The following is an 18,715-nucleotide window of genomic DNA, read 5'->3' as shown; positions in this document are numbered from 1 at the left end:
AAATCAGCCCTCATAAGAGAATGAGGGCTACCAAAATTTCCAGCCATAAGAATGGGTTAAGGAGTTTAGTGTGAAAAAATTGTTGTGTGCAGCGGGTGTGAGTATTGCTTTAGCAATGTCTGCGGGTGCGTATGCTGAAAAAATCGCTATCGTGAATGTTGGCGAAGTTTTCCAAAACATGCCTGCTCGTGAAGCCGTTGCTAAGCAGCTTGAAAGTGAATTCAAAAGCCGTGCTACTGAATTGCAAAATCTGGAAAAAGATCTGCAATCACGCGTAGAAAAACTGCGTCGTGACGGTGCGACTATGAGCACTAGTGATCGTGAAAAGCAGGAAAAAGAATTAATCACTAAACGTGACCAGTTTGCAGAAAAAGCTCAAAAATTTGAGGAAGACAATCGTCGTCGTCAATCTGAAGAGCGTAATAAAATTCTGAGCCGTATCCAAGATTCTATTAAAGCTGTTGCAGCGAAAGAAGGCTATGATGTTGTTATCGATGCAAACGCAGTTGCGTATGCAAAAGATGGTATCAATATCACCAGCCAGGTTCAAAAACAGGTTAAATAATAGATGTCTTCAATTCGATTAGCTGACCTCGCTCAGCAGTTGAATGCACAGTTACACGGTGATGGCGATATCGTCATCACCGGTATCGCACCGATGTATTCAGCGAACAATCAACAGATTACTTTTTTATCTGATAGCCGTTACAGCGACAAATTGGCAGACTGCCAAGCTGCTGCTGTGGTTTTAACGGAAAAAGATCTGAGTGCTTGTAAGGTTGCTGCACTGGTTGTAGATAATCCTTACCTTGCTTATGCGTATATGGCACAAATTATGGATACCACTCCAGCTCCTGCGGAGGATATCCATGTTTCAGCCGTTATTGCTGATGATGCTCAGCTTGGTCAAAATGTCGCTATTGGCGCGAATGCTGTTATCGAAAGTGGCGTAGTGCTAGGTGATAACGTTGTGATCGGCGCTGGTTGCTTTATTGGTAAAAACACCCGTATTGGCGCAGGTACCCGTTTATGGGCGAACGTCAGTGTGTATCATCATGTTGAAATTGGTGAAAGCTGTTTAATCCAATCTGGCACAGTGATCGGCTCGGATGGCTTTGGTTATGCCAATGATCGTGGTAATTGGATCAAGATCCCTCAGTTGGGTACCGTGATCATCGGGTCTCGTGTTGAGATCGGCGCGTGTACAACAATTGACCGTGGCGCATTAGATAACACAGTCATTGGCAATGGCGTTATTATCGATAACCAATGCCAAATTGCGCACAATGTAACAATAGGTGATAATACCGCAGTTGCGGGGGGTGTCATCATGGCCGGTAGTTTAAAAATCGGTCGTTATTGTATGATTGGCGGAGCCAGTGTTATCAATGGGCACATGGAAATCTGTGATAAGGTTACCGTAACAGGTATGGGAATGGTCATGCGACCAATTACTGAGCCTGGAGTTTACTCTTCTGGTATCCCTTTACAGCCGAATAAAACATGGCGTAAAACTGCGGCTTTAGTCTTAAACATCAATGAGATGAATAAGCGTCTAAAAACAATTGAACGTGAATTAGATAGCCAAAATCAAAAAAATCAGTAATTATTTGGTAATTCAAGCTAAAATAGTTTCTTGAGTTACGTTTTTCCGGCCTGCCTGTTAACTCACCATTGAGTTAAAGCGGGCCGATTCATTAATTAAATAGTATTAATTGACAGGAAGAGTATTTCGATGAGTGATAATCATACTCTGAATATAGAAGAAATCTTAGAACTACTTCCGCACCGTTACCCATTCCTTTTGGTTGACCGTGTATTGGATTTTGAAGAAGGTAAATCTTTGCGCGCGGTAAAGAACGTCTCTTTTAACGAGCCATTCTTTCAGGGACATTTCCCTAGCAAACCAATTTTTCCGGGTGTTTTAATCTTAGAAGCGATGGCTCAGGCTACAGGCATTCTTGCGTTTAAAAGCGTAGGTAAACTTGAGCCCGGCGAATTATATTATTTTGCAGCTATAGATAACGCGCGCTTTAAACGTCCCGTTCTGCCAGGAGACCAAATGATCCTGGAAGTCGAATTTATCAAAGAACGTCGCGGTGTTGCTCGTTTTAAAGGTGTTGCAAAAGTTGATGGAGAAGTGGCCTGCGAAGCAGAAATGATGTGCGCCCGTCGTCGTGAGGTCTGATATGATTGACAAAACTGCCTATGTTCATCCCTCATCTATTGTAGAAGATGGAGCTGTTATTGGTGCCAATGTACGCATTGGACCTTTTTGCTATATTGGCGCTGATGTTGAAATTGGTGAAGGTACTGAACTGAAATCTCACATTGTTGTGAACGGACACACAAAAATCGGTCGTGACAACGTTATTTTTCAATTTGCTTCAATTGGTGAAATTAACCAAGACCTGAAATACCAAGGTGAACCGACTCGTGTTGAGATTGGCGATCGTAACCGCATCCGTGAGAGTGTGACAATCCATCGTGGAACCACACAAGGCGGTGACTTAACTAGAATTGGTAATGATAATTTACTGATGGTTAACGTCCATATTGCACATGACTGCATCATTGGTAACCGCTGTATTATTGCGAATAACGGAACGTTAGGTGGTCACGTCACTTTAGGTGATTTCGCCATTATTGGTGGCATGACTGCGGTGCATCAATTTTGCCAAATTGGTGCCCACGTTATGGTGGGTGGGTGCTCTGGTGTTGCACAAGATGTGCCTCCGTACGTCATTGCACAAGGTAACCATGCAACTCCATTCGGTTTAAATCTTGAAGGTTTGAAACGTCGTGGCTTTGAAAAAGAGTCTCTACATGCGATCCGTAACGCGTATAAAACGTTATATCGCTCAGGAAAATCTTTAGAAGAAGCGCGCGAAGAAATTGCTGAAATGGCTAAAACGGATGAACACGTTAAAGTGTTTAGTGACTTTTTAGAAGACTCAGCACAATCTAAGCGTGGAATTATTCGTTAATTTTTTGCTGTTGTAGATGAAGATACGAAAAGGCCTTTAATAAGGAGCGAATTTTGGTAAATAGCAACCGCCCACTTACTATTGGCCTTGTTGCCGGAGAGACATCTGGCGATATCTTAGGCGCAGGACTCATCCGCGCCTTAAAACAACACGTTCCCAATGCCCGTTTTGTCGGTGTCGCTGGACCACTCATGCAAGCTGAAGGTTGTGAAGCATGGTATGAAATGGAAGAGCTTGCCGTCATGGGAATTGTTGAAGTCCTTGGTCGATTACCTCGCTTATTATCTATACGCAAAGATTTAACTCAGCGTTTTACTGAGTTACAGCCTGATGTGTTTGTTGGTATTGATGCACCTGATTTTAATATCACTCTTGAAGGTCGTTTAAAATCAAAAGGCATTAAAACTATCCATTATGTTAGTCCCTCTGTTTGGGCTTGGCGTCAAAAGCGTGTATTCAAAATTGGTCGCTCAACAAATTTAGTCTTAGCATTTCTCCCATTTGAGAAGGCATTTTATGACCGCTTTGATGTTCCTTGCCGTTTTATTGGGCACACAATGGCGGATTCGATTCCCCTCAACCCAGATAAATACGCGGCACGCGAGCGTTTAAATATCCCAGCAACTGCAAAATGCTTAGCCTTATTACCGGGTAGTCGACATTCTGAAGTGGAGATGCTCAGTGCTGATTTTTTAAAAACCGCTACACTATTAAATAGTCATTTCGATGATTTACATATTGTAGTGCCTTTGGTAAATCAGAAGAGACGTCAGCAATTTGATGAAATAAAGCAGCAGGTTGCTCCTGAATTGAATGTCCATATTCTTGATGGACAAGCTCGCGATGCGATGACTGCGGCTGATGCGACACTTTTAGCATCAGGCACGGCAGCGTTGGAATGTATGCTAACAAAATGTCCAATGGTTGTGGGGTATCGAATGAAACCCTTCACATTCTGGCTTGCAAAGCGCTTAGTTAAAACCCCTTATGTTTCTTTGCCAAACTTATTGGCAGGTAAAGAAATTGTCAAAGAATTACTCCAAGAAGAGTGTCAGCCACAGCAGCTTGCTGCGCAATTACTGCCATTATTGGAAGGTGGTGAAAAAGTGGAAGCGCTGAAGCAAACTTTCTTACAATTGCATCAACTCATTCGTTGTGATGCGGACCAACAAGCCGCAGAGGCTGTACTGGATTTGGTTAGAAAATAATGGAATTTATATACCCGAAAGCCAACTTAATTGCTGGTGTTGATGAAGTCGGTCGTGGACCTTTGGTGGGCGCTGTAGTGACAGCAGCAGTGATTTTAGATCCCAATAATCCTATAGAAGGACTGGCTGATTCAAAAAAGCTCAGTGAAAAGAAACGAGAAAAACTGTTCGATGAAATCAAAGAAAAAGCGCTGTGCTGGTGCATTGGACGTGCTGAACCAGAAGAAATCGATCAGTTGAATATATTGCATGCCACTATGTTGGCGATGCAAAGAGCCGTGGAAGGATTATCGATTAAACCGGAATTTGTTTTGGTGGATGGTAATCGCTGCCCTAAGCTAGATATACCATCACAGGCAGTAGTCAAAGGCGATAGCTTAGTCCAAGAGATAAGCGCGGCATCTATTCTTGCGAAAGTCGTCAGAGATAGAGAAATGGTTGAGCTCGATAAAGCTTTTCCTGAGTATGGTTTTGCGAAACATAAAGGCTATCCTACAGCGTATCATTTAGAAAAATTAGCTGAGTTTGGCGCTACCGAGTTTCATCGTAAAAGCTTCGCGCCTGTAAGACGTGCGTTAGACATTAAATAGTCGGCATAGAAAAATAGGTATAAGGTTAATGGCTTCTCCTCGTTTTATTCATCTACGTGTTCATAGTGACTATTCCATGATTGATGGGCTGGCAAAAACCGGTCCATTAGTCAAAAAAGTTGCCGCCATGGGCATGCCTGCATTTGCCATCACGGATTTTACTAACCTTTGTGGGTTAGTGAAGTTTTATGGTGCGGCTCATGGTGCGGGTATCAAGCCAATCATTGGGGCTGATTTTTATATGGAAAGTGAGCAACTGGGTGATGAGGTTGCTCACTTAACCGTTCTGGCTCGCAATAACGAAGGCTATCAAAACCTCACTTTACTCATCTCCGAAGCATACCAAAAAGGCTATGGCGCCATTGGCCCAACGATTCATCGCGATTGGCTTGTCAAACATAAAGAAGGTTTAATCCTATTATCAGGCGGGCGAAAAGGGGATGTGGGGCAATTTTTACTGCGCGGTAACCAAGCGTTAGTGGATGAAAGCCTTGAATTTTATCAAACACATTTCCCTGATGCTTATTATCTGGAGCTTATACGTACAGGTCGACCTGATGAAGAAAGCTACCTTCATGCGGCGGTTGAGCTGGCAACCCAGCGCGGCCTGCCTGTTGTTGCGACTAACGATGTCTGTTTTATTGAAAGCAGTGATTTTGATGCCCATGAAATTCGTGTCGCTATCCATGATGGTTATACATTAGCAGATCCGAAACGCCCTAAAAATTATAGTCCTCAGCAATACTTACGTACTGAAGAAGAGATGTGTGAGCTGTTTTCCGACATCCCTGAAGCATTAGAAAACAGTGTAGAGATTGCTAAGCGCTGTAACGTAACCATTCGTCTTGGTGAATATTTCCTGCCTAAATTCCCGACTGGGGATATGGAAACAGAAGACTTTTTGGTTATGCGTGCGAAAGAAGGCTTAGAAGAGCGACTCAAATTTTTATTCCCAGACGAAAAAGTGCGGGCTGAAAAGCGTCCTGAATACGATGAGCGTTTAGAAATAGAGCTTAATGTTATCAACCAGATGGGATTCCCTGGTTATTTCTTGATCGTGATGGAGTTTATCCAATGGTCGAAAGATAATGGTGTTCCTGTTGGACCAGGCCGAGGTTCAGGTGCTGGTTCTTTAGTCGCTTATGCCTTAAAAATTACAGACTTAGATCCTCTTGAGCTAGATTTACTGTTTGAGCGTTTCCTAAACCCTGAGCGGGTTTCTATGCCTGACTTCGACGTTGACTTCTGCATGGAAAAACGGGATCAAGTTATTGATCACGTAGCACAAATGTATGGACGAGATGCCGTATCTCAGATTATTACCTTCGGTACGATGGCAGCAAAAGCCGTTATTCGTGACGTAGGGCGTGTGCTTGGTCATCCATATGGTTTCGTGGATCGAATTTCTAAATTAGTTCCTCCTGACCCAGGAATGACTCTCGAGAAAGCGTTTGAAGTTGAGCCGCAACTGCCAGAGATTTATGAGGCAGATGAAGAGGTCAAAGCGCTGATTGATATGGCGCGTAAGCTTGAAGGGGTAACTCGAAACGCCGGTAAACATGCGGGTGGGGTGGTGATTGCCCCAACTAAGATTACTGATTTTGCACCACTCTATTGTGATGCAGAAGGAAATAACCCAGTTACGCAATTTGACAAGAACGATGTTGAATATGCAGGGCTGGTGAAGTTTGACTTCTTAGGTCTCCGAACGCTGACCATCATTAACTGGGCATTGGAAATGATCAATGCCCGTCGAGCGAAGAAAAACTTAGATCCAATTGATATCGCTGCAATTCCATTGGATGACAAAAAAAGCTTCGATATGCTACAGCGCTCAGAAACTACGGCGGTATTCCAGTTGGAATCCCGCGGAATGAAGGATCTGATTAAGCGCCTGCAACCGGACTGCTTTGAAGATATGATCGCATTGGTGGCGTTATTCCGCCCAGGACCATTGCAATCAGGAATGGTAGATAACTTTATCGACCGTAAACATGGACGTGAAGAGATATCATACCCTGATGTGAATTGGCAGCACGAATCATTAAAACCTGTTCTAGAGCCAACTTATGGTATTATCCTATACCAAGAACAGGTTATGCAGATTGCTCAGGTATTAGCGGGTTACACCCTTGGTGGCGCAGATATGCTGCGTCGTGCGATGGGTAAAAAGAAACCTGAAGAGATGGCAAAACAGCGCTCCGTTTTTGAGGAAGGTTCTATCAAAAATGGGGTAGATGGCGAATTGTCGATGAAAATCTTTGACTTGGTGGAGAAATTCGCCGGTTATGGATTTAACAAATCGCACTCGGCTGCTTATGCTCTCGTTTCATACCAAACCTTATGGTTAAAAGCCCATTATCCGGCTGAATTTATGGCAGCAGTAATGACTGCGGATATGGATAATACCGAAAAAGTGGTGGGACTGGTTGACGAATGCTGGCGTATGGGCTTAAAAGTATTGCCGCCAGATATCAATAGCGGGCTATATCACTTCCATGTGAATGATGAAGGTGAGATAGTTTACGGAATTGGTGCGATTAAAGGCGTCGGAGAAGGTCCAATTGAGGCGATCATTGAGGCTCGCCAACAAGGCGGGATCTTCAAAGAAATTTTTGATCTTTGTGCCCGAGTGGATATTAAAAAGATCAACCGCCGTGTGATGGAAAAACTGATCATGGCAGGGGCTTTCGATCATTTAGGTCCTCATCGTGCTGCATTAATGTCTTCCCTTGAGGATGCATTAAAAGCTGCGGATCAGCATGCAAAAGCTGAAGCTATCGGGCAAGGCGATATGTTTGGTGTTCTTGCTGAAGCCCCTGAACAAGTTGAAAGCTCTTACGCAAGTGTACCGAAATGGCCTGAACAAGTCGTGCTTGATGGTGAGCGTGAAACATTGGGGCTGTATTTGACAGGTCACCCAATAACGCGATACTTAAGTGAGATAGAGCGTTATACGAATGGTTTGAGATTAAAAGATGTGAACCCAACCCCTCGTGGTCAAGTGACAACTGTGGTAGGTTTAGTGCTCTCTGCAAAAGTGATCACCACGAAGCGTGGGAACAGAATTGGGATTTGTACGCTTGATGATCGTTCCGGTCGTCTGGATATTATGCTATTTTCAGATGCGCTGGATAAATACCAACATATGTTGGAAAAAGACAATATTTTGATTGCCACCGGTCAGGTCAGCTTTGATGATTTCAATGGTGGTAATAAAATGACAGTGCGCGAATTGATGGATATCGGAGAAGCAAGGGAGAAATATGCGCGCGGCCTTGCAATATCGTTGTCCGATAAACAAATTAACGATCAATTACTGAATCGGCTTCGCAATGCTCTTGAACCTCACCGCTCAGGCACGATACCGGTTCATTTGTATTATCAGAAGGATGATGCCAGAGCTAAGCTCAAGTTTGGCGTTGTTTGGCGTGTGACACCCGTGGATCCCCTTCTGAACGACCTTCGAACTCTGCTGGGTAGTGAGCAGGTAGAATTAGAATTTGACTAAAATAGGAATATTATGAGTCTGGACTTTCTTGATTTTGAACAGCCAATTGCTGAATTAGAGGCGAAAATCGATTCCCTAACCGCAGTTAGCCGTCAAGATAACAATTTAGAAGTCAACCTTGATGAAGAGGTTGCCCGCTTACGTGAAAAAAGTGTTGAACTGACACGTAAGATTTTCTCTGATCTGGGAGCTTGGCAAATTGCTAAACTCGCTCGTCACCCACGTCGTCCCTATTCTTTGGATTATATTTCCCGTATTTTTACGGACTACCAAGAATTAGCGGGTGATCGTGCTTATGCCGATGATAAAGCGATTATTGGTGGTCTGGCTCGTTTAGATGGGCGCCCTGTGATGGTTATTGGTCATCAAAAAGGTCGTGAAACCAAAGAGAAAATTCGTCGTAACTTTGGTATGCCAGCGCCAGAAGGTTATCGTAAAGCACTGCGTTTAATGGAAATGGCTGAGCGTTTTAATCTGCCAATTATTACCTTCATCGATACCCCAGGTGCATACCCAGGCGTTGGTGCTGAAGAACGTGGTCAATCAGAAGCAATTGCACGTAACTTACGTGAGATGTCTCGCTTATCCGTTCCTGTGATCTGTACTGTAATTGGCGAAGGTGGCTCTGGTGGGGCATTAGCGATTGGTGTTGGTGATAAAGTGAATATGCTGCAATACAGTACTTATTCTGTTATCTCACCAGAAGGCTGTGCATCTATTTTGTGGAAAAGTGCAGATAAAGCACCATTAGCAGCTGATGCGATGGGAATTACAGCGCCTCGTTTAAAAGAACTGAAGTTAATCGACAGTGTGATCCCAGAACCTCTGGGTGGTGCTCATCGTAACTACGATGAAATTGCTGAATCTCTGAAAGCACAACTCACTCAAGATCTAAACGAGTTAGATACGTTGGATGTAGAAGCACTGAAAAATCGTCGTTATCAACGTCTGATGGGATATGGTTACTGCTAATTAGCTAACCTATTAAGTGCAATCCATTCTATTTTGAAACGGGAGTCGGTTTAGCCAGCTCCCGTTTTTTATTATCTTTAATATAAAATTGAATTAAGAAGTGAGTGGAATAAAGGGAAGATAATGGCGAAATCCTCACAGCATATTCTCGCAACAGTTCGAGAAAAAATCGGAAGCTACCGAAAAATTCTGGTTGGATTCAGTGGTGGTATCGACTCCACGGTATTGCTTCATGCTCTTTATCAGATAAAAATCAGTGAATTACCGTCATTAGAAATCCGCGCCATTCATGTTCATCATGGTTTAAATATACAAGCGGATAAGTGGGAAGCTCACTGCGCTTCATTGTGTCAGAAATGGGATATTCCATTTATTTGTCGGCATGTGACGGTGGAGGGAAGCAATAAAGGGATTGAAGCAGCTGCTAGAGCCGAACGTTATCAAGCTTATCGCGAAGAGCTACTCGAAGATGAGATTATCGTGACGGCTCAGCATCTTGATGACCAAGCTGAAACAGTTATGTTGGCGCTTAAACGAGGAAGTGGTCCTACAGGGCTTTCTGCCATGCCGGAATCACTTGCTTTTCAAGCTAAATGTGGAAATACGGTCCTGCTACGCCCTCTACTCACGATTTCTCGTCATGCGTTGGAACATTACCGTGCTGAGCAGCAATTGCCTTGGGTTGAAGATGATAGTAACCAGGATGACCGTTATGATCGTAACTTTCTCCGTTTACATATCATGCCAAGGTTATCGGAACGCTGGCCACATTTTGCCAATGCAGTTTCTCGCAGTGCCTCATTGTGTGCAGAACAAGAAGCGCTATTGGATGAATTACTGCAAGATTCACTTGATGAGATTATCGATTATCGTGGCGGGTTATATATTGACGGGCTTGTTCACTGTTCAGTTGCCAAGCGTAACGCCTTAATCCGCAGGTGGATTGGTCTTCATCAGCTAGCCATGCCACCCTTTAATCAATTGGAACGTATATGGCAGGAAGTGGCACTTGCTCGGCAGGATGCAGAACCTATCTGTCGTTTGGGTAACGTGGAAATTCGCCGTTATCAAGGGGCTCTGTGGGTGGTTAAGCGCATTAATAGCCTGATGGGGAAACAATATCAGTGGAATTATCCTGAGGATTATTTATTACCTGAATCACTGGGGATGCTGGTTGTGATGGAGGGAGAAGGGCAGATCCGTCCCCCACAAGAAAACGAAGTTGTCACTATCCGTTTTGGTTTACAAGGTTCACTAAGTATTGTCGGTCGAAATCATTCACGTAGCAGTAAAAAGATTTGGCAAGAACTTGGTGTTGCACCATGGATGCGAGAACGAACGCCACTTATTTACTATAACGATACGTTAATTTGCGCGGTGGGGTGTTTTATTACACCTGATGGATTTGTGGGTGAGAACAATGTGGGTATTGCTATTGATTGGCAAAATTCTGAGCACTGGATAAATAACGGTGAGTTTTCAAGTGAGTTATTTCAGTAGCGGTTCTAAAATTAGAAACCCCTTATGACTGTGATTATCATAAGGGGTATAGAAGAAACTCAGAAAACGAGGATTAGTGAGAGTGGTCGACAACGATAGTGCCGATTTCAGGATGACTGAAGGATGAGATAATATCCAGTCGTAGCTCCTTGGTACCTTCCTGCGTAATTAGGACGAGGTACTCAATTTTTTTTCGTAGGAGCAAATCACTGGCTTGCCCTTCAATATTCTCGCCGTCATTAAGCTTAATTTGCAGCTTTAATTGACGCTGGCATGCGATTTCTAGATATTCGTAATCATCACAATTGATTGGTTGATATTCATTATCTGTAGACATATTCCCTCACCACTGTGTTAGTGGCGGTTATTGCCGCCTTGAACATGTTTGTCTTATCTAAAAACACTAAGCGTTTATCGACTCATCAAAAAGAACTAAGTCAGATGTGCTTCATTCGATAATAGCATAGTAATTTAATAACTATAATCAGTGACGTGGGAAAAGGAAAATTCTTATTCATTAAACTGATGTCTTTAGCTGGTTATTTATCCTATTGTAAATTTTTGCATACCTTATTTTTTTATTCTTTGAGATGCTATGATGTCTTAATAAGCGAAACTGTGATAATTGAATGATCTGAAGGGAATTATAATGAAGAAAGCACTTTTATTGGCTCTTATTTCGGCGGGCGCCGTGGCACTATCCGGTTGTCAAAGTAGCGTGAATGAAGCGAATTTTGCACCTGTAGACCATGTTTATAGTGGTGTGCTTCCTTGTGCGGATTGTTCTGGTATTGAAGCGACATTATTGGTTAATCCAGATGGCAGCTATGTTGAGCAATTACTCTATTTAGAGACGCGTGAAGGCAACCAAATGTTCCATGAAACTGGAAATTGGTCCAGTGCTGACAATGTATTAACGCTGACTAACTCAAAAGCAGAGCGTACCTACTTTGCTCAATCTCCAGATAATCAATCGATCACCCTGTTAGATATAGAAGGAAAGGCGATTGAAAGCTCAATGAACCATACATTGAAACAAGTTACGCCGAGTAAAAAACGCGGTGAATATCGTTATATGGCGGATGCTGCGGTATTTACTGAATGTGAATCTGGACGTAAATATGCGACATCAGGTATTGAGCTAGAAAAAGCATATAGTGATACTGATGTGGATGGCGGTACGCCAGTTTATTTAGAGGCGGATGGCTATTATTCTGTTCGCCCATCAATGGAAGATGGTCAATTTGATTCTGCATTTATTCCTACAGGGAATATTCAGTTTGATAAAACGAAATCTTGCAAATAATCTGAATTTATTCTGATCTCATCATAAAAAAGCTCAGAGACAGTGAACTGAACTCTGAGCTTTTATTATTTAAGGCTCAATTAACGATTATTTAGCTAATTTTTCTTTCAGGAAGCTAACCACGTTATCTAAGCCAACCAGTTGTTTATCATCACTACGGCGTGATTTATATTCAACTTGGTTAGTGTCTAAGTTGCGGTCACCAATAACGATAGTGTATGGAACACCAATCAGTTCCATATCTGCAAACATGACGCCAGGACGCTCTTTACGGTCATCGAAAATGACATCGATGCCTTGTGCTTTCAGGTCTGCATACAGTTTTTCTGCAACTTCTTTTACGCGATATGACTTATGCATGTTCATGGGTAAAATGGCGACATGGAATGGTGCAATAGCATCAGGCCAAATAATCCCACGGTCATCGTGACTCTGCTCAATCGCAGCTGCGACGATACGCGTTACACCAATACCATAGCAACCCATTGTTACTATTTGATTATGACCTTCTTCGTTTTGCACTGATGCTTTCATCGCTTCAGAATATTTGGTGCCTAACTGGAAGATATGACCAACTTCAATCCCGCGTTTAATCAGCAGGGTACCTTTACCATCTGGGCTTGGATCACCCTCAACCACATTACGTAAGTCATAAACTTCAGGTAATTTCAGGTCACGTTCCCAGTTGATGCCAAAATAATGTTTGCCATCAATATTTGCACCCGCACCAAAATCACTCATCACCGCAACACTGCGATCAATGACGATTGGCATTGGCATATTGACAGGGCCTAAAGAGCCTGGACCTGCATTTACGGCTTTACGGATTTCTTCTTCAGACGCAAATTGCAATGGGCTTGCCACTAACGGGTGTTTCTCTGCTTTTATTTCATTCAGTTCATGGTCACCACGAATTAATAGGGCAACTAAAGTATGACCAGAATCTTTTTCTGCATGAACAATCAGAGTCTTAACTGTTTTTTCGATTGGCAGATTAAACTGTTCAACTAATTCAGCGATCGTTTTTGCATTTGGGGTATCGACTAAATGCATTTCTTGGCTAGGTGCTGCACGCTGCACATTTGGTGCAACAGCTTCAGCGAATTCGATGTTCGCCGCAAAATCAGATTCGGTGGAGAACACTACGTCGTCTTCACCGCTTTGTGCCAAGACTTGGAATTCGTGAGAAGCATTACCACCGATAGAACCCGTGTCTGCGTGTACTGCACGGAAATCAAAGCCAATTCGGGTGAAAATCTTGCTATAAGCTTCATACATTGCATCGTAAGTTTCTTGCAATGATTCTTGGCTCGTGTGGAATGAGTATGCATCTTTCATGATAAATTCACGAGAACGCATAACACCGAAACGAGGACGAACTTCATCACGGAACTTGGTTTGAATTTGGAATAAATTCAATGGCAATTGCTTGTATGAAGTGATTTCGTTACGCACTAAATCCGTGATAACTTCTTCGTGAGTTGGACCTAAAACAAACGGACGCTCTCCGCGATCGACAAAGCGCAGTAACTCAGGACCATATTGTTCCCAACGTCCACTTTCTTGCCATAAGTCAGCAGGTTGAACGACGGGTAAAGATACCTCGATTGCGCCTGCATTTTCCATTTCCTCACGAACGATGTTTTCAACTTTACGCAGAACACGCACGCCAGTGGGTAACCAGTCATACAGACCAGAAGCAAGTTTACGGATCATCCCTGCACGCAGCATCAGTTTATGGCTGATAACTTCTGCATCCGCAGGGGTCTCTTTTAGAGTTGAGAGCAGATATTTGCTAGTACGCATTGTATAGGTTCCATTAGAACAACAAATTATGGTAGGCGTTGAGCCTACCCAATAATTTAAAGCTGCTAAGCAGCGGAATAAAGAGCTAGTCTACCAGTGACGATGCTTTGTCAAAAGAGGTTAACGCGATTTTTCGTTATGTTCGATGGCAAACACGTCAGTGATATTGTCAATCACTCGCCAGCGTACATTGAAATCTAATAAATGAACCGCGTAATCACGAGCTTCATTGGACTGTTTTTTATAGGCAGGACGAGGGTCTTGCTTTAATACTTGCTCAATAAAAGCCGCTAACCCAGGATAACGTGATTGATATTTAGCTAACTCAAGTTGAACGAGAGGGCTAAATATAACTTGCATATCTTCTGATGGAGCTTCTTGAGCATAACCGGCTTTCGCTGTTGTGACTGCTTCAGCAAAAGGAAGGTAAGGTTTGATATCCACCACGGGGGTTCCATCAACTAAATCAAGGCTACCAAGTTCAAGGATGACTTGGTGGTTATCGATAGTCACATCTTTTAATTCAACTAATGACATCCCAATTGGGTTAGGTCGAAATGTAGAGCGTGTTGCAAATACACCCATCTTATCGTTACCACCTAAGCGAGGAGGGCGCACTAAAGGTTTCCAACCCCCATCCATTGTTTGGTGAAAAACAAATAAAACCCAAATATGACTAAATTGAGTTAATCCTCTAACGGCATTTGGGTCATTGTAAGGCGAGTGTAGATGTAAGCGCCCAAAGCCGTTTTGGACCAGCCCAGGCTGGCGAGGAATGGCAAACTTTTCTTTATAAGGAGATTCGATATGCCCAATAACATTAAATTGAAAAGATTGCATAAGTTAATTATTCAACAATTTTAAGTGCACTACCTTCACATACCGTTGCTTGGTAACAACCCGGCGCTGATTTGGTTTGGCACTGATGTAATAACACGGCATCCGCAGCGATATAAGCGGCTTGCGTCAACATGCTGTTTTTTGCAGAGTCTAGATTAATAGGAGGACTCTTTGCATTTTTTCTGCATGACTCTCCAGAAACAATACCTAAATCACGAAATGGCATTCCTAATAATTCTTCAGGGCTGTTCATTAACTTAATGTTTTCTGCACTGACATCTTCTTCAGTTTCTACAGGTAAAGGTTTCGACAGTTTCATACTCGAAAACCCTTTATTCATGCTTGGACTGGTGTATTGATTAATTCCGCACCCAGCTAAAGCAAATGTAGCGAGGGCGAGCAAAAACAATCTCATAAATATTACCTTTTTATTATCTGCGCGAACGCATTAATTATGTAATCGGTTTAATAAAAAATGCTAGGTGACATAACGTCACCTAGCATTTTATACACATTCTATTTAAGAGAAAAGCTTACCAGCCTTTAACTGCACCACCATCGAATACTTCATTAGCTTTTTCTGCGACTTCATTAGATTGATATGCTTGAATAAACTTCTTCACATTCTCGCTATCTTTATTATCTTCACGGGTCACAATAATGTTCACGTATGGTGAATCTTTATCTTCAACAAACAGACCATCTTTTGCTGGAGTCAGTTTTGGTGTTGCGCTGCTTGCCCACGTTGTATTGATGATAGCCAATGCAATTTTTTGGTCATCCAGAGCACGCGGTAACTGAGGTGCTTCTAATTCAACAAATTTTAAGCCTTTTGGATTTTCAACAACATCCAATACTGTTGGCATTAAACCTGTGCCATCTTTTAACTTAATTAAACCTTGTTTTTGCAGTAACAGTAATGAGCGACCTAAGTTTGTCGGGTCATTCGGCAGAGCAACCTGCGAACCATCTGCTAGTTCATCAATAGATTTAATTTGTTTAGAGTATCCTGCGATTGGATAAATAAAAGTATTTCCAACAGGCACTAATTTGTAATTGCGATCTTTAATTTGTTGATCCAAATAAGGCTTATGTTGGAATGCATTAGCATCAATATCACCTTTGCTTAATGCTTCATTTGGTAATACGAAGTCATTGAAAGAGACGAGCTCAACATTCAGACCATATTTTTCTTTAGCAACTTTTTGTGCAACTTCAGCAACTTCAAATTCTTTGCCCATGATCACACCGACTTTGATGCTATTTGGATCTTTTTGTTTTTCACCACAGCCAGCGAGAGCTAATGTTCCTAACAGCGCGCCAACTACTGCAATTGATTTTAACTTAATAGACATAACTTACCCCTTTAGACACTATTTATAGCACCTTAACTACTGTGTAGCGTTTTTTGGCGCTGCTATTGTTTCTGACTATCTATATGACGGACTATTTATGTGACACTTTTTTCATTAGATATTCACCGGTGAACTGAATGATGAATACTAAGACAATTAATAGAACAAGTACGGTATTCATAACTAATGGATTATAAGTATAGTACCCATATTGCATTGCAATTTGTCCTAATCCACCAGAACCGACGGCACCGCCCATTGCTGAATAACCGACTAACATGATTAACGTAATGGTTGCTGCGTTAATTAATCCAGCTAAAGATTCTGGCAGTAATACTTTGCGAATAATCTGTAACGGAGTTGCGCCCATAGCGCGAGATGCTTCAATTAAACCATTTGGTACTTCTAACAATGCGTTTTCAACCATACGAGCAATAAAAGGAATTGCACCAACAGTTAGAGGAACTATTGCCCCCTCAATACCGATTGCAGAACCGACGATAAATTTGGTAAATGGGCTGATCCACACTAATAAAATAATAAACGGGATAGAACGGAAAATGTTTACTACAGCGGAAATAACACTGTATAAAACTTTATTTTCCATGACTTGACCACGACGAGTGACATACAGCAGGACGCCTGTCGGGATACCTAAAATAAAACCTAAAATTGCAGAAACGAAAGTCATGATAATGGTATCAATCGTTCCTGAAATAAGCAGTGAAATCATTCCCTCAGACATAACCTAAAACCTCAACTTTCACATGGTGCTCTTTCAAAAATGTAATTGTGGATTCCACGCTATCATGTAAACCGTGTAATTCAGCCAACATCACGCCAAATTTAACGCCACCGGCATAATCAATCTGAGAGCTTAAAATATTAATATCGATATCAAATTTACGAACAGCCATAGAAATTAATGGAGCATCTACGGATTGCCCTGTAAATTCCAGCTTCAGCAATGGAGATAAATCTTTACCAGGTTCACTTTGTAGGCGCTCTTTATAGTCATCCGGAATATCAATAACGAGTGTTGATTTAATAAATGCTTGAGCGACAGGTGTTTTCGGGTGAGAGAAAACTTCACTGACTTTATCTTGCTCGATGAGCTGACCACCGCTGATCACGGCAACTTGGTCGCAAATTCGTTTTACCACATCCATTTCGTGGGTGATTAATAAAATCGTTAACCCTAAGCGGCGGTTTATATCTTTCAGTAATTCTAAAATAGAACGAGTGGTCGCTGGGTCTAATGCGCTTGTTGCTTCATCACATAATAAAACTTTTGGTGAATTAGCTAAAGCGCGCGCGATAGCAACACGTTGCTTTTGACCACCAGACAGGTTGGCTGGATAAGCATCTTTTTTCTCAGATAAACCGACCAACTCCAGTAATTCATTAACACGCTGTTTAATCGTTTCTTTCGGTGTATTGTCTAACTCTAATGGCAATGCCACGTTATCAAACACAGTGCGTGAAGATAATAGGTTAAAGTGCTGAAAAATCATGCCAATACCACGGCGTGCTTTCGTTAGCGCTTTTTCTGGCAGAGAGGTTAAATCTTGCCCATCAACAATGACTTGCCCTGATGTTGGACGTTCCAGCATATTCACACAACGAATTAAGGTACTTTTACCTGCGCCGGATGCACCAATAACACCATATATTTGACCAGCAGGAACATGCAGGCTGATATCAGTCAGTGCCTGTATATTGCGGTTTCCTTGCTGGAACACTTTATTAATATTTGAGAGCTTTATCATTCTATCTTCTATTCTCTGACGAATTATATTTTAGATACTGTATCTAACATGCATTGGATGTTAAGGCGTCTAGACGTCTAAGTCAATAAAGTTTGATGGATTTATTCTATTCTCATTTCATTTCTTTTCGTGAGATACTAAAAACCATTTCAGTTTGAGGAGTAAAGCAGTGAGCAAAGGTATTCCAGCAGTCTTTCTAGATAGAGATGGCACAATTAATATCGATCATGGTTATGTACATCAAATCGATGATTTTGAATTTATCGAAGGCTCTATTGAAGCTATGGTTGAACTCAAGAAAATGGGATATGCATTAGTTGTCGTGACTAACCAATCTGGTATTGGGCGCGGTATCTATACAGAAGACCAGTTTATGAACCTCACTGAATGGATGGATTGGTCTTTAGCTGACCGCGGTGTTGATTTAGATGGTATCTATTTCTGCCCACATCATCCAGATGCAACAGTAGAAGAATATAAGCAAGAGTGTAATTGCCGCAAACCAAAACCGGGAATGCTATTAGATGCTCAGCAATTTTTAAACATCGATATGGCTTCTTCTATTATGGTTGGCGATAAACTTGCCGATATGCAAGCGGGTAAAGCGGCTCATGTTGGTATAAATGTGCTAGTGAAAAGTGGTGAGACCGTGACTGATGAAGCTATTACAAGTGCTGATATTGTGATTAATAGTCTTGCTGAGCTGCCAAACGCGCTAAAAAATATCAGAAAATAACCATTTTGAGTGATAAATCAACACTTAGAAATTATTTTTCAAAAAACACTTGCGGGATTTCTGCGACTCCCTATAATGCGCATCCGTTGTCACGATAAACCGGCTCGAAGAAAACCTCGAAGCCCCGTGATAACA

18 protein-coding genes are annotated in these 18,715 nt (G+C 42.1%); 11 read left to right on the top strand and 7 right to left on the bottom strand.

Annotated features, from left to right (window positions below):
- Positions 1–70: 70 nt before the first annotated feature.
- From skp to tilS, 9 genes are all read left to right on the top strand, one after another.
- Positions 71–565: a molecular chaperone Skp gene (gene skp, locus PR795_RS09940; protein ID WP_006658401.1), complete on the top strand. Its 495-nt coding sequence runs from the start codon at positions 71–73 to the stop codon at positions 563–565.
- A 3-nt stretch (positions 566–568) separates the two neighbouring features.
- A complete protein-coding gene (lpxD, locus tag PR795_RS09935) occupies positions 569–1,606 on the top strand; it encodes a UDP-3-O-(3-hydroxymyristoyl)glucosamine N-acyltransferase (RefSeq protein WP_006662992.1) in 1,038 nt (345 codons plus the stop codon).
- A gap of 129 nt (positions 1,607–1,735) precedes the next feature.
- Positions 1,736–2,188 carry a 3-hydroxyacyl-ACP dehydratase FabZ gene (fabZ, locus tag PR795_RS09930; protein ID WP_006658399.1) on the top strand — a complete coding sequence of 151 codons (453 nt, stop codon included), beginning with the start codon at positions 1,736–1,738 and terminating at the stop codon, positions 2,186–2,188.
- 1 nt (position 2,189) lies between these two features.
- A complete protein-coding gene (gene lpxA / locus PR795_RS09925) occupies positions 2,190–2,987 on the top strand; it encodes an acyl-ACP--UDP-N-acetylglucosamine O-acyltransferase (protein ID WP_006658398.1) in 798 nt (265 codons plus the stop codon).
- Between the two features lie 53 nt (positions 2,988–3,040).
- Entirely contained in the window at positions 3,041–4,195 is a 1,155-nt protein-coding gene (gene lpxB / locus PR795_RS09920; RefSeq protein ID WP_006658397.1) for a lipid-A-disaccharide synthase, read from the top strand.
- Entirely contained in the window at positions 4,195–4,785 is a 591-nt protein-coding gene (gene rnhB / locus PR795_RS09915) for a ribonuclease HII (RefSeq protein WP_036962740.1), read from the top strand. Before lpxB ends, rnhB begins: the two co-directional genes overlap by 1 nt.
- 28 nt (positions 4,786–4,813) lie before the next feature.
- Positions 4,814–8,296: a DNA polymerase III subunit alpha gene (dnaE, locus tag PR795_RS09910; RefSeq protein WP_006662996.1), complete on the top strand. Its 3,483-nt coding sequence runs from the start codon at positions 4,814–4,816 to the stop codon at positions 8,294–8,296.
- Positions 8,297–8,308: 12 nt separating this feature from the next.
- Positions 8,309–9,268: an acetyl-CoA carboxylase carboxyl transferase subunit alpha gene (gene accA / locus PR795_RS09905; RefSeq protein WP_006658394.1), complete on the top strand. Its 960-nt coding sequence runs from the start codon at positions 8,309–8,311 to the stop codon at positions 9,266–9,268.
- A gap of 123 nt (positions 9,269–9,391) precedes the next feature.
- Entirely contained in the window at positions 9,392–10,768 is a 1,377-nt protein-coding gene (tilS, locus tag PR795_RS09900; RefSeq protein WP_036962736.1) for a tRNA lysidine(34) synthetase TilS, read from the top strand.
- Positions 10,769–10,841: 73 nt separating this feature from the next.
- On the opposite strand, the gene rof is transcribed toward tilS, so the two are convergent.
- A complete protein-coding gene (gene rof / locus PR795_RS09895) occupies positions 10,842–11,105 on the bottom strand; it encodes a Rho-binding antiterminator (RefSeq protein WP_006658392.1) in 264 nt (87 codons plus the stop codon).
- Positions 11,106–11,417: 312 nt separating this feature from the next.
- Here rof and PR795_RS09890 point away from each other — a divergent pair, with 312 nt between their 5' ends.
- The gene (locus PR795_RS09890; RefSeq protein WP_181480194.1) at positions 11,418–12,074 is read left to right on the top strand and encodes a copper resistance protein NlpE N-terminal domain-containing protein; all 657 of its coding nucleotides are present in this window, start codon (positions 11,418–11,420) and stop codon (positions 12,072–12,074) included.
- A gap of 87 nt (positions 12,075–12,161) precedes the next feature.
- Here PR795_RS09890 and proS read toward each other — a convergent pair whose 3' ends face one another.
- The 6 genes from proS to metN form a co-directional block, all read right to left on the bottom strand.
- Complete coding sequence (gene proS, locus PR795_RS09885) at positions 12,162–13,880, bottom strand: proline--tRNA ligase (RefSeq protein ID WP_036979565.1); 1,719 nt, start codon at positions 13,878–13,880, stop codon at positions 12,162–12,164.
- 120 nt (positions 13,881–14,000) lie between these two features.
- Positions 14,001–14,720, bottom strand: coding sequence for a tRNA (N6-threonylcarbamoyladenosine(37)-N6)-methyltransferase TrmO (tsaA, locus tag PR795_RS09880; protein ID WP_036962733.1), 720 nt, complete (start codon positions 14,718–14,720; stop codon positions 14,001–14,003).
- Positions 14,721–14,727: 7 nt separating this feature from the next.
- Entirely contained in the window at positions 14,728–15,039 is a 312-nt protein-coding gene (gene rcsF, locus PR795_RS09875; RefSeq protein WP_230082465.1) for an Rcs stress response system protein RcsF, read from the bottom strand.
- A gap of 214 nt (positions 15,040–15,253) precedes the next feature.
- The gene (locus tag PR795_RS09870) at positions 15,254–16,075 is read right to left on the bottom strand and encodes a MetQ/NlpA family lipoprotein (protein WP_006658387.1); all 822 of its coding nucleotides are present in this window, start codon (positions 16,073–16,075) and stop codon (positions 15,254–15,256) included.
- Positions 16,076–16,166: 91 nt separating this feature from the next.
- A complete protein-coding gene (gene metI / locus PR795_RS09865; RefSeq protein WP_006658386.1) occupies positions 16,167–16,820 on the bottom strand; it encodes a methionine ABC transporter permease MetI in 654 nt (217 codons plus the stop codon).
- A complete protein-coding gene (gene metN / locus PR795_RS09860) occupies positions 16,813–17,844 on the bottom strand; it encodes a methionine ABC transporter ATP-binding protein MetN (protein ID WP_036975983.1) in 1,032 nt (343 codons plus the stop codon). The genes metI and metN overlap by 8 nt, the downstream gene beginning before the upstream one ends.
- Positions 17,845–18,013: 169 nt before the next feature.
- Here metN and gmhB point away from each other — a divergent pair, with 169 nt between their 5' ends.
- Positions 18,014–18,580, top strand: a complete 567-nt coding sequence (gene gmhB, locus PR795_RS09855; protein WP_006658384.1) for a D-glycero-beta-D-manno-heptose 1,7-bisphosphate 7-phosphatase — start codon at positions 18,014–18,016, stop codon at positions 18,578–18,580.
- Positions 18,581–18,715: the final 135 nt, after the last annotated feature.

It is taken from the genome of Providencia sp. PROV209 (assembly GCF_028479485.1).
Classification (GTDB): Bacteria; Pseudomonadota; Gammaproteobacteria; order Enterobacterales; family Enterobacteriaceae; genus Providencia; species Providencia alcalifaciens.
Note: the sequence above shows the minus strand (reverse complement) of the source record. Positions and strands in the feature narration are given on the sequence as shown.

Bases quoted from the DNA above. Each gene is read 5' to 3' on its own strand.
- lpxD (WP_006662992.1), top strand. From the start codon at position 569: ATGTCTTCAATTCGATTAGCTGACCTCGCTCAGCAGTTGAATGCACAG.
- fabZ (WP_006658399.1), top strand. From the start codon at position 1,736: ATGAGTGATAATCATACTCTGAATATAGAAGAAATCTTAGAACTACTT.
- lpxA (WP_006658398.1), top strand. From the start codon at position 2,190: ATGATTGACAAAACTGCCTATGTTCATCCCTCATCTATTGTAGAAGAT.
- rnhB (WP_036962740.1), top strand. From the start codon at position 4,195: ATGGAATTTATATACCCGAAAGCCAACTTAATTGCTGGTGTTGATGAA.
- dnaE (WP_006662996.1), top strand. From the start codon at position 4,814: ATGGCTTCTCCTCGTTTTATTCATCTACGTGTTCATAGTGACTATTCC.
- accA (WP_006658394.1), top strand. From the start codon at position 8,309: ATGAGTCTGGACTTTCTTGATTTTGAACAGCCAATTGCTGAATTAGAG.
- tilS (WP_036962736.1), top strand. From the start codon at position 9,392: ATGGCGAAATCCTCACAGCATATTCTCGCAACAGTTCGAGAAAAAATC.
- rof (WP_006658392.1), bottom strand. From the start codon at position 11,105: ATGTCTACAGATAATGAATATCAACCAATCAATTGTGATGATTACGAA.
- PR795_RS09890 (WP_181480194.1), top strand. From the start codon at position 11,418: ATGAAGAAAGCACTTTTATTGGCTCTTATTTCGGCGGGCGCCGTGGCA.
- proS (WP_036979565.1), bottom strand. From the start codon at position 13,880: ATGCGTACTAGCAAATATCTGCTCTCAACTCTAAAAGAGACCCCTGCG.
- tsaA (WP_036962733.1), bottom strand. From the start codon at position 14,720: ATGCAATCTTTTCAATTTAATGTTATTGGGCATATCGAATCTCCTTAT.
- rcsF (WP_230082465.1), bottom strand. From the start codon at position 15,039: ATGAAACTGTCGAAACCTTTACCTGTAGAAACTGAAGAAGATGTCAGT.
- PR795_RS09870 (WP_006658387.1), bottom strand. From the start codon at position 16,075: ATGTCTATTAAGTTAAAATCAATTGCAGTAGTTGGCGCGCTGTTAGGA.
- metI (WP_006658386.1), bottom strand. From the start codon at position 16,820: ATGTCTGAGGGAATGATTTCACTGCTTATTTCAGGAACGATTGATACC.
- metN (WP_036975983.1), bottom strand. From the start codon at position 17,844: ATGATAAAGCTCTCAAATATTAATAAAGTGTTCCAGCAAGGAAACCGC.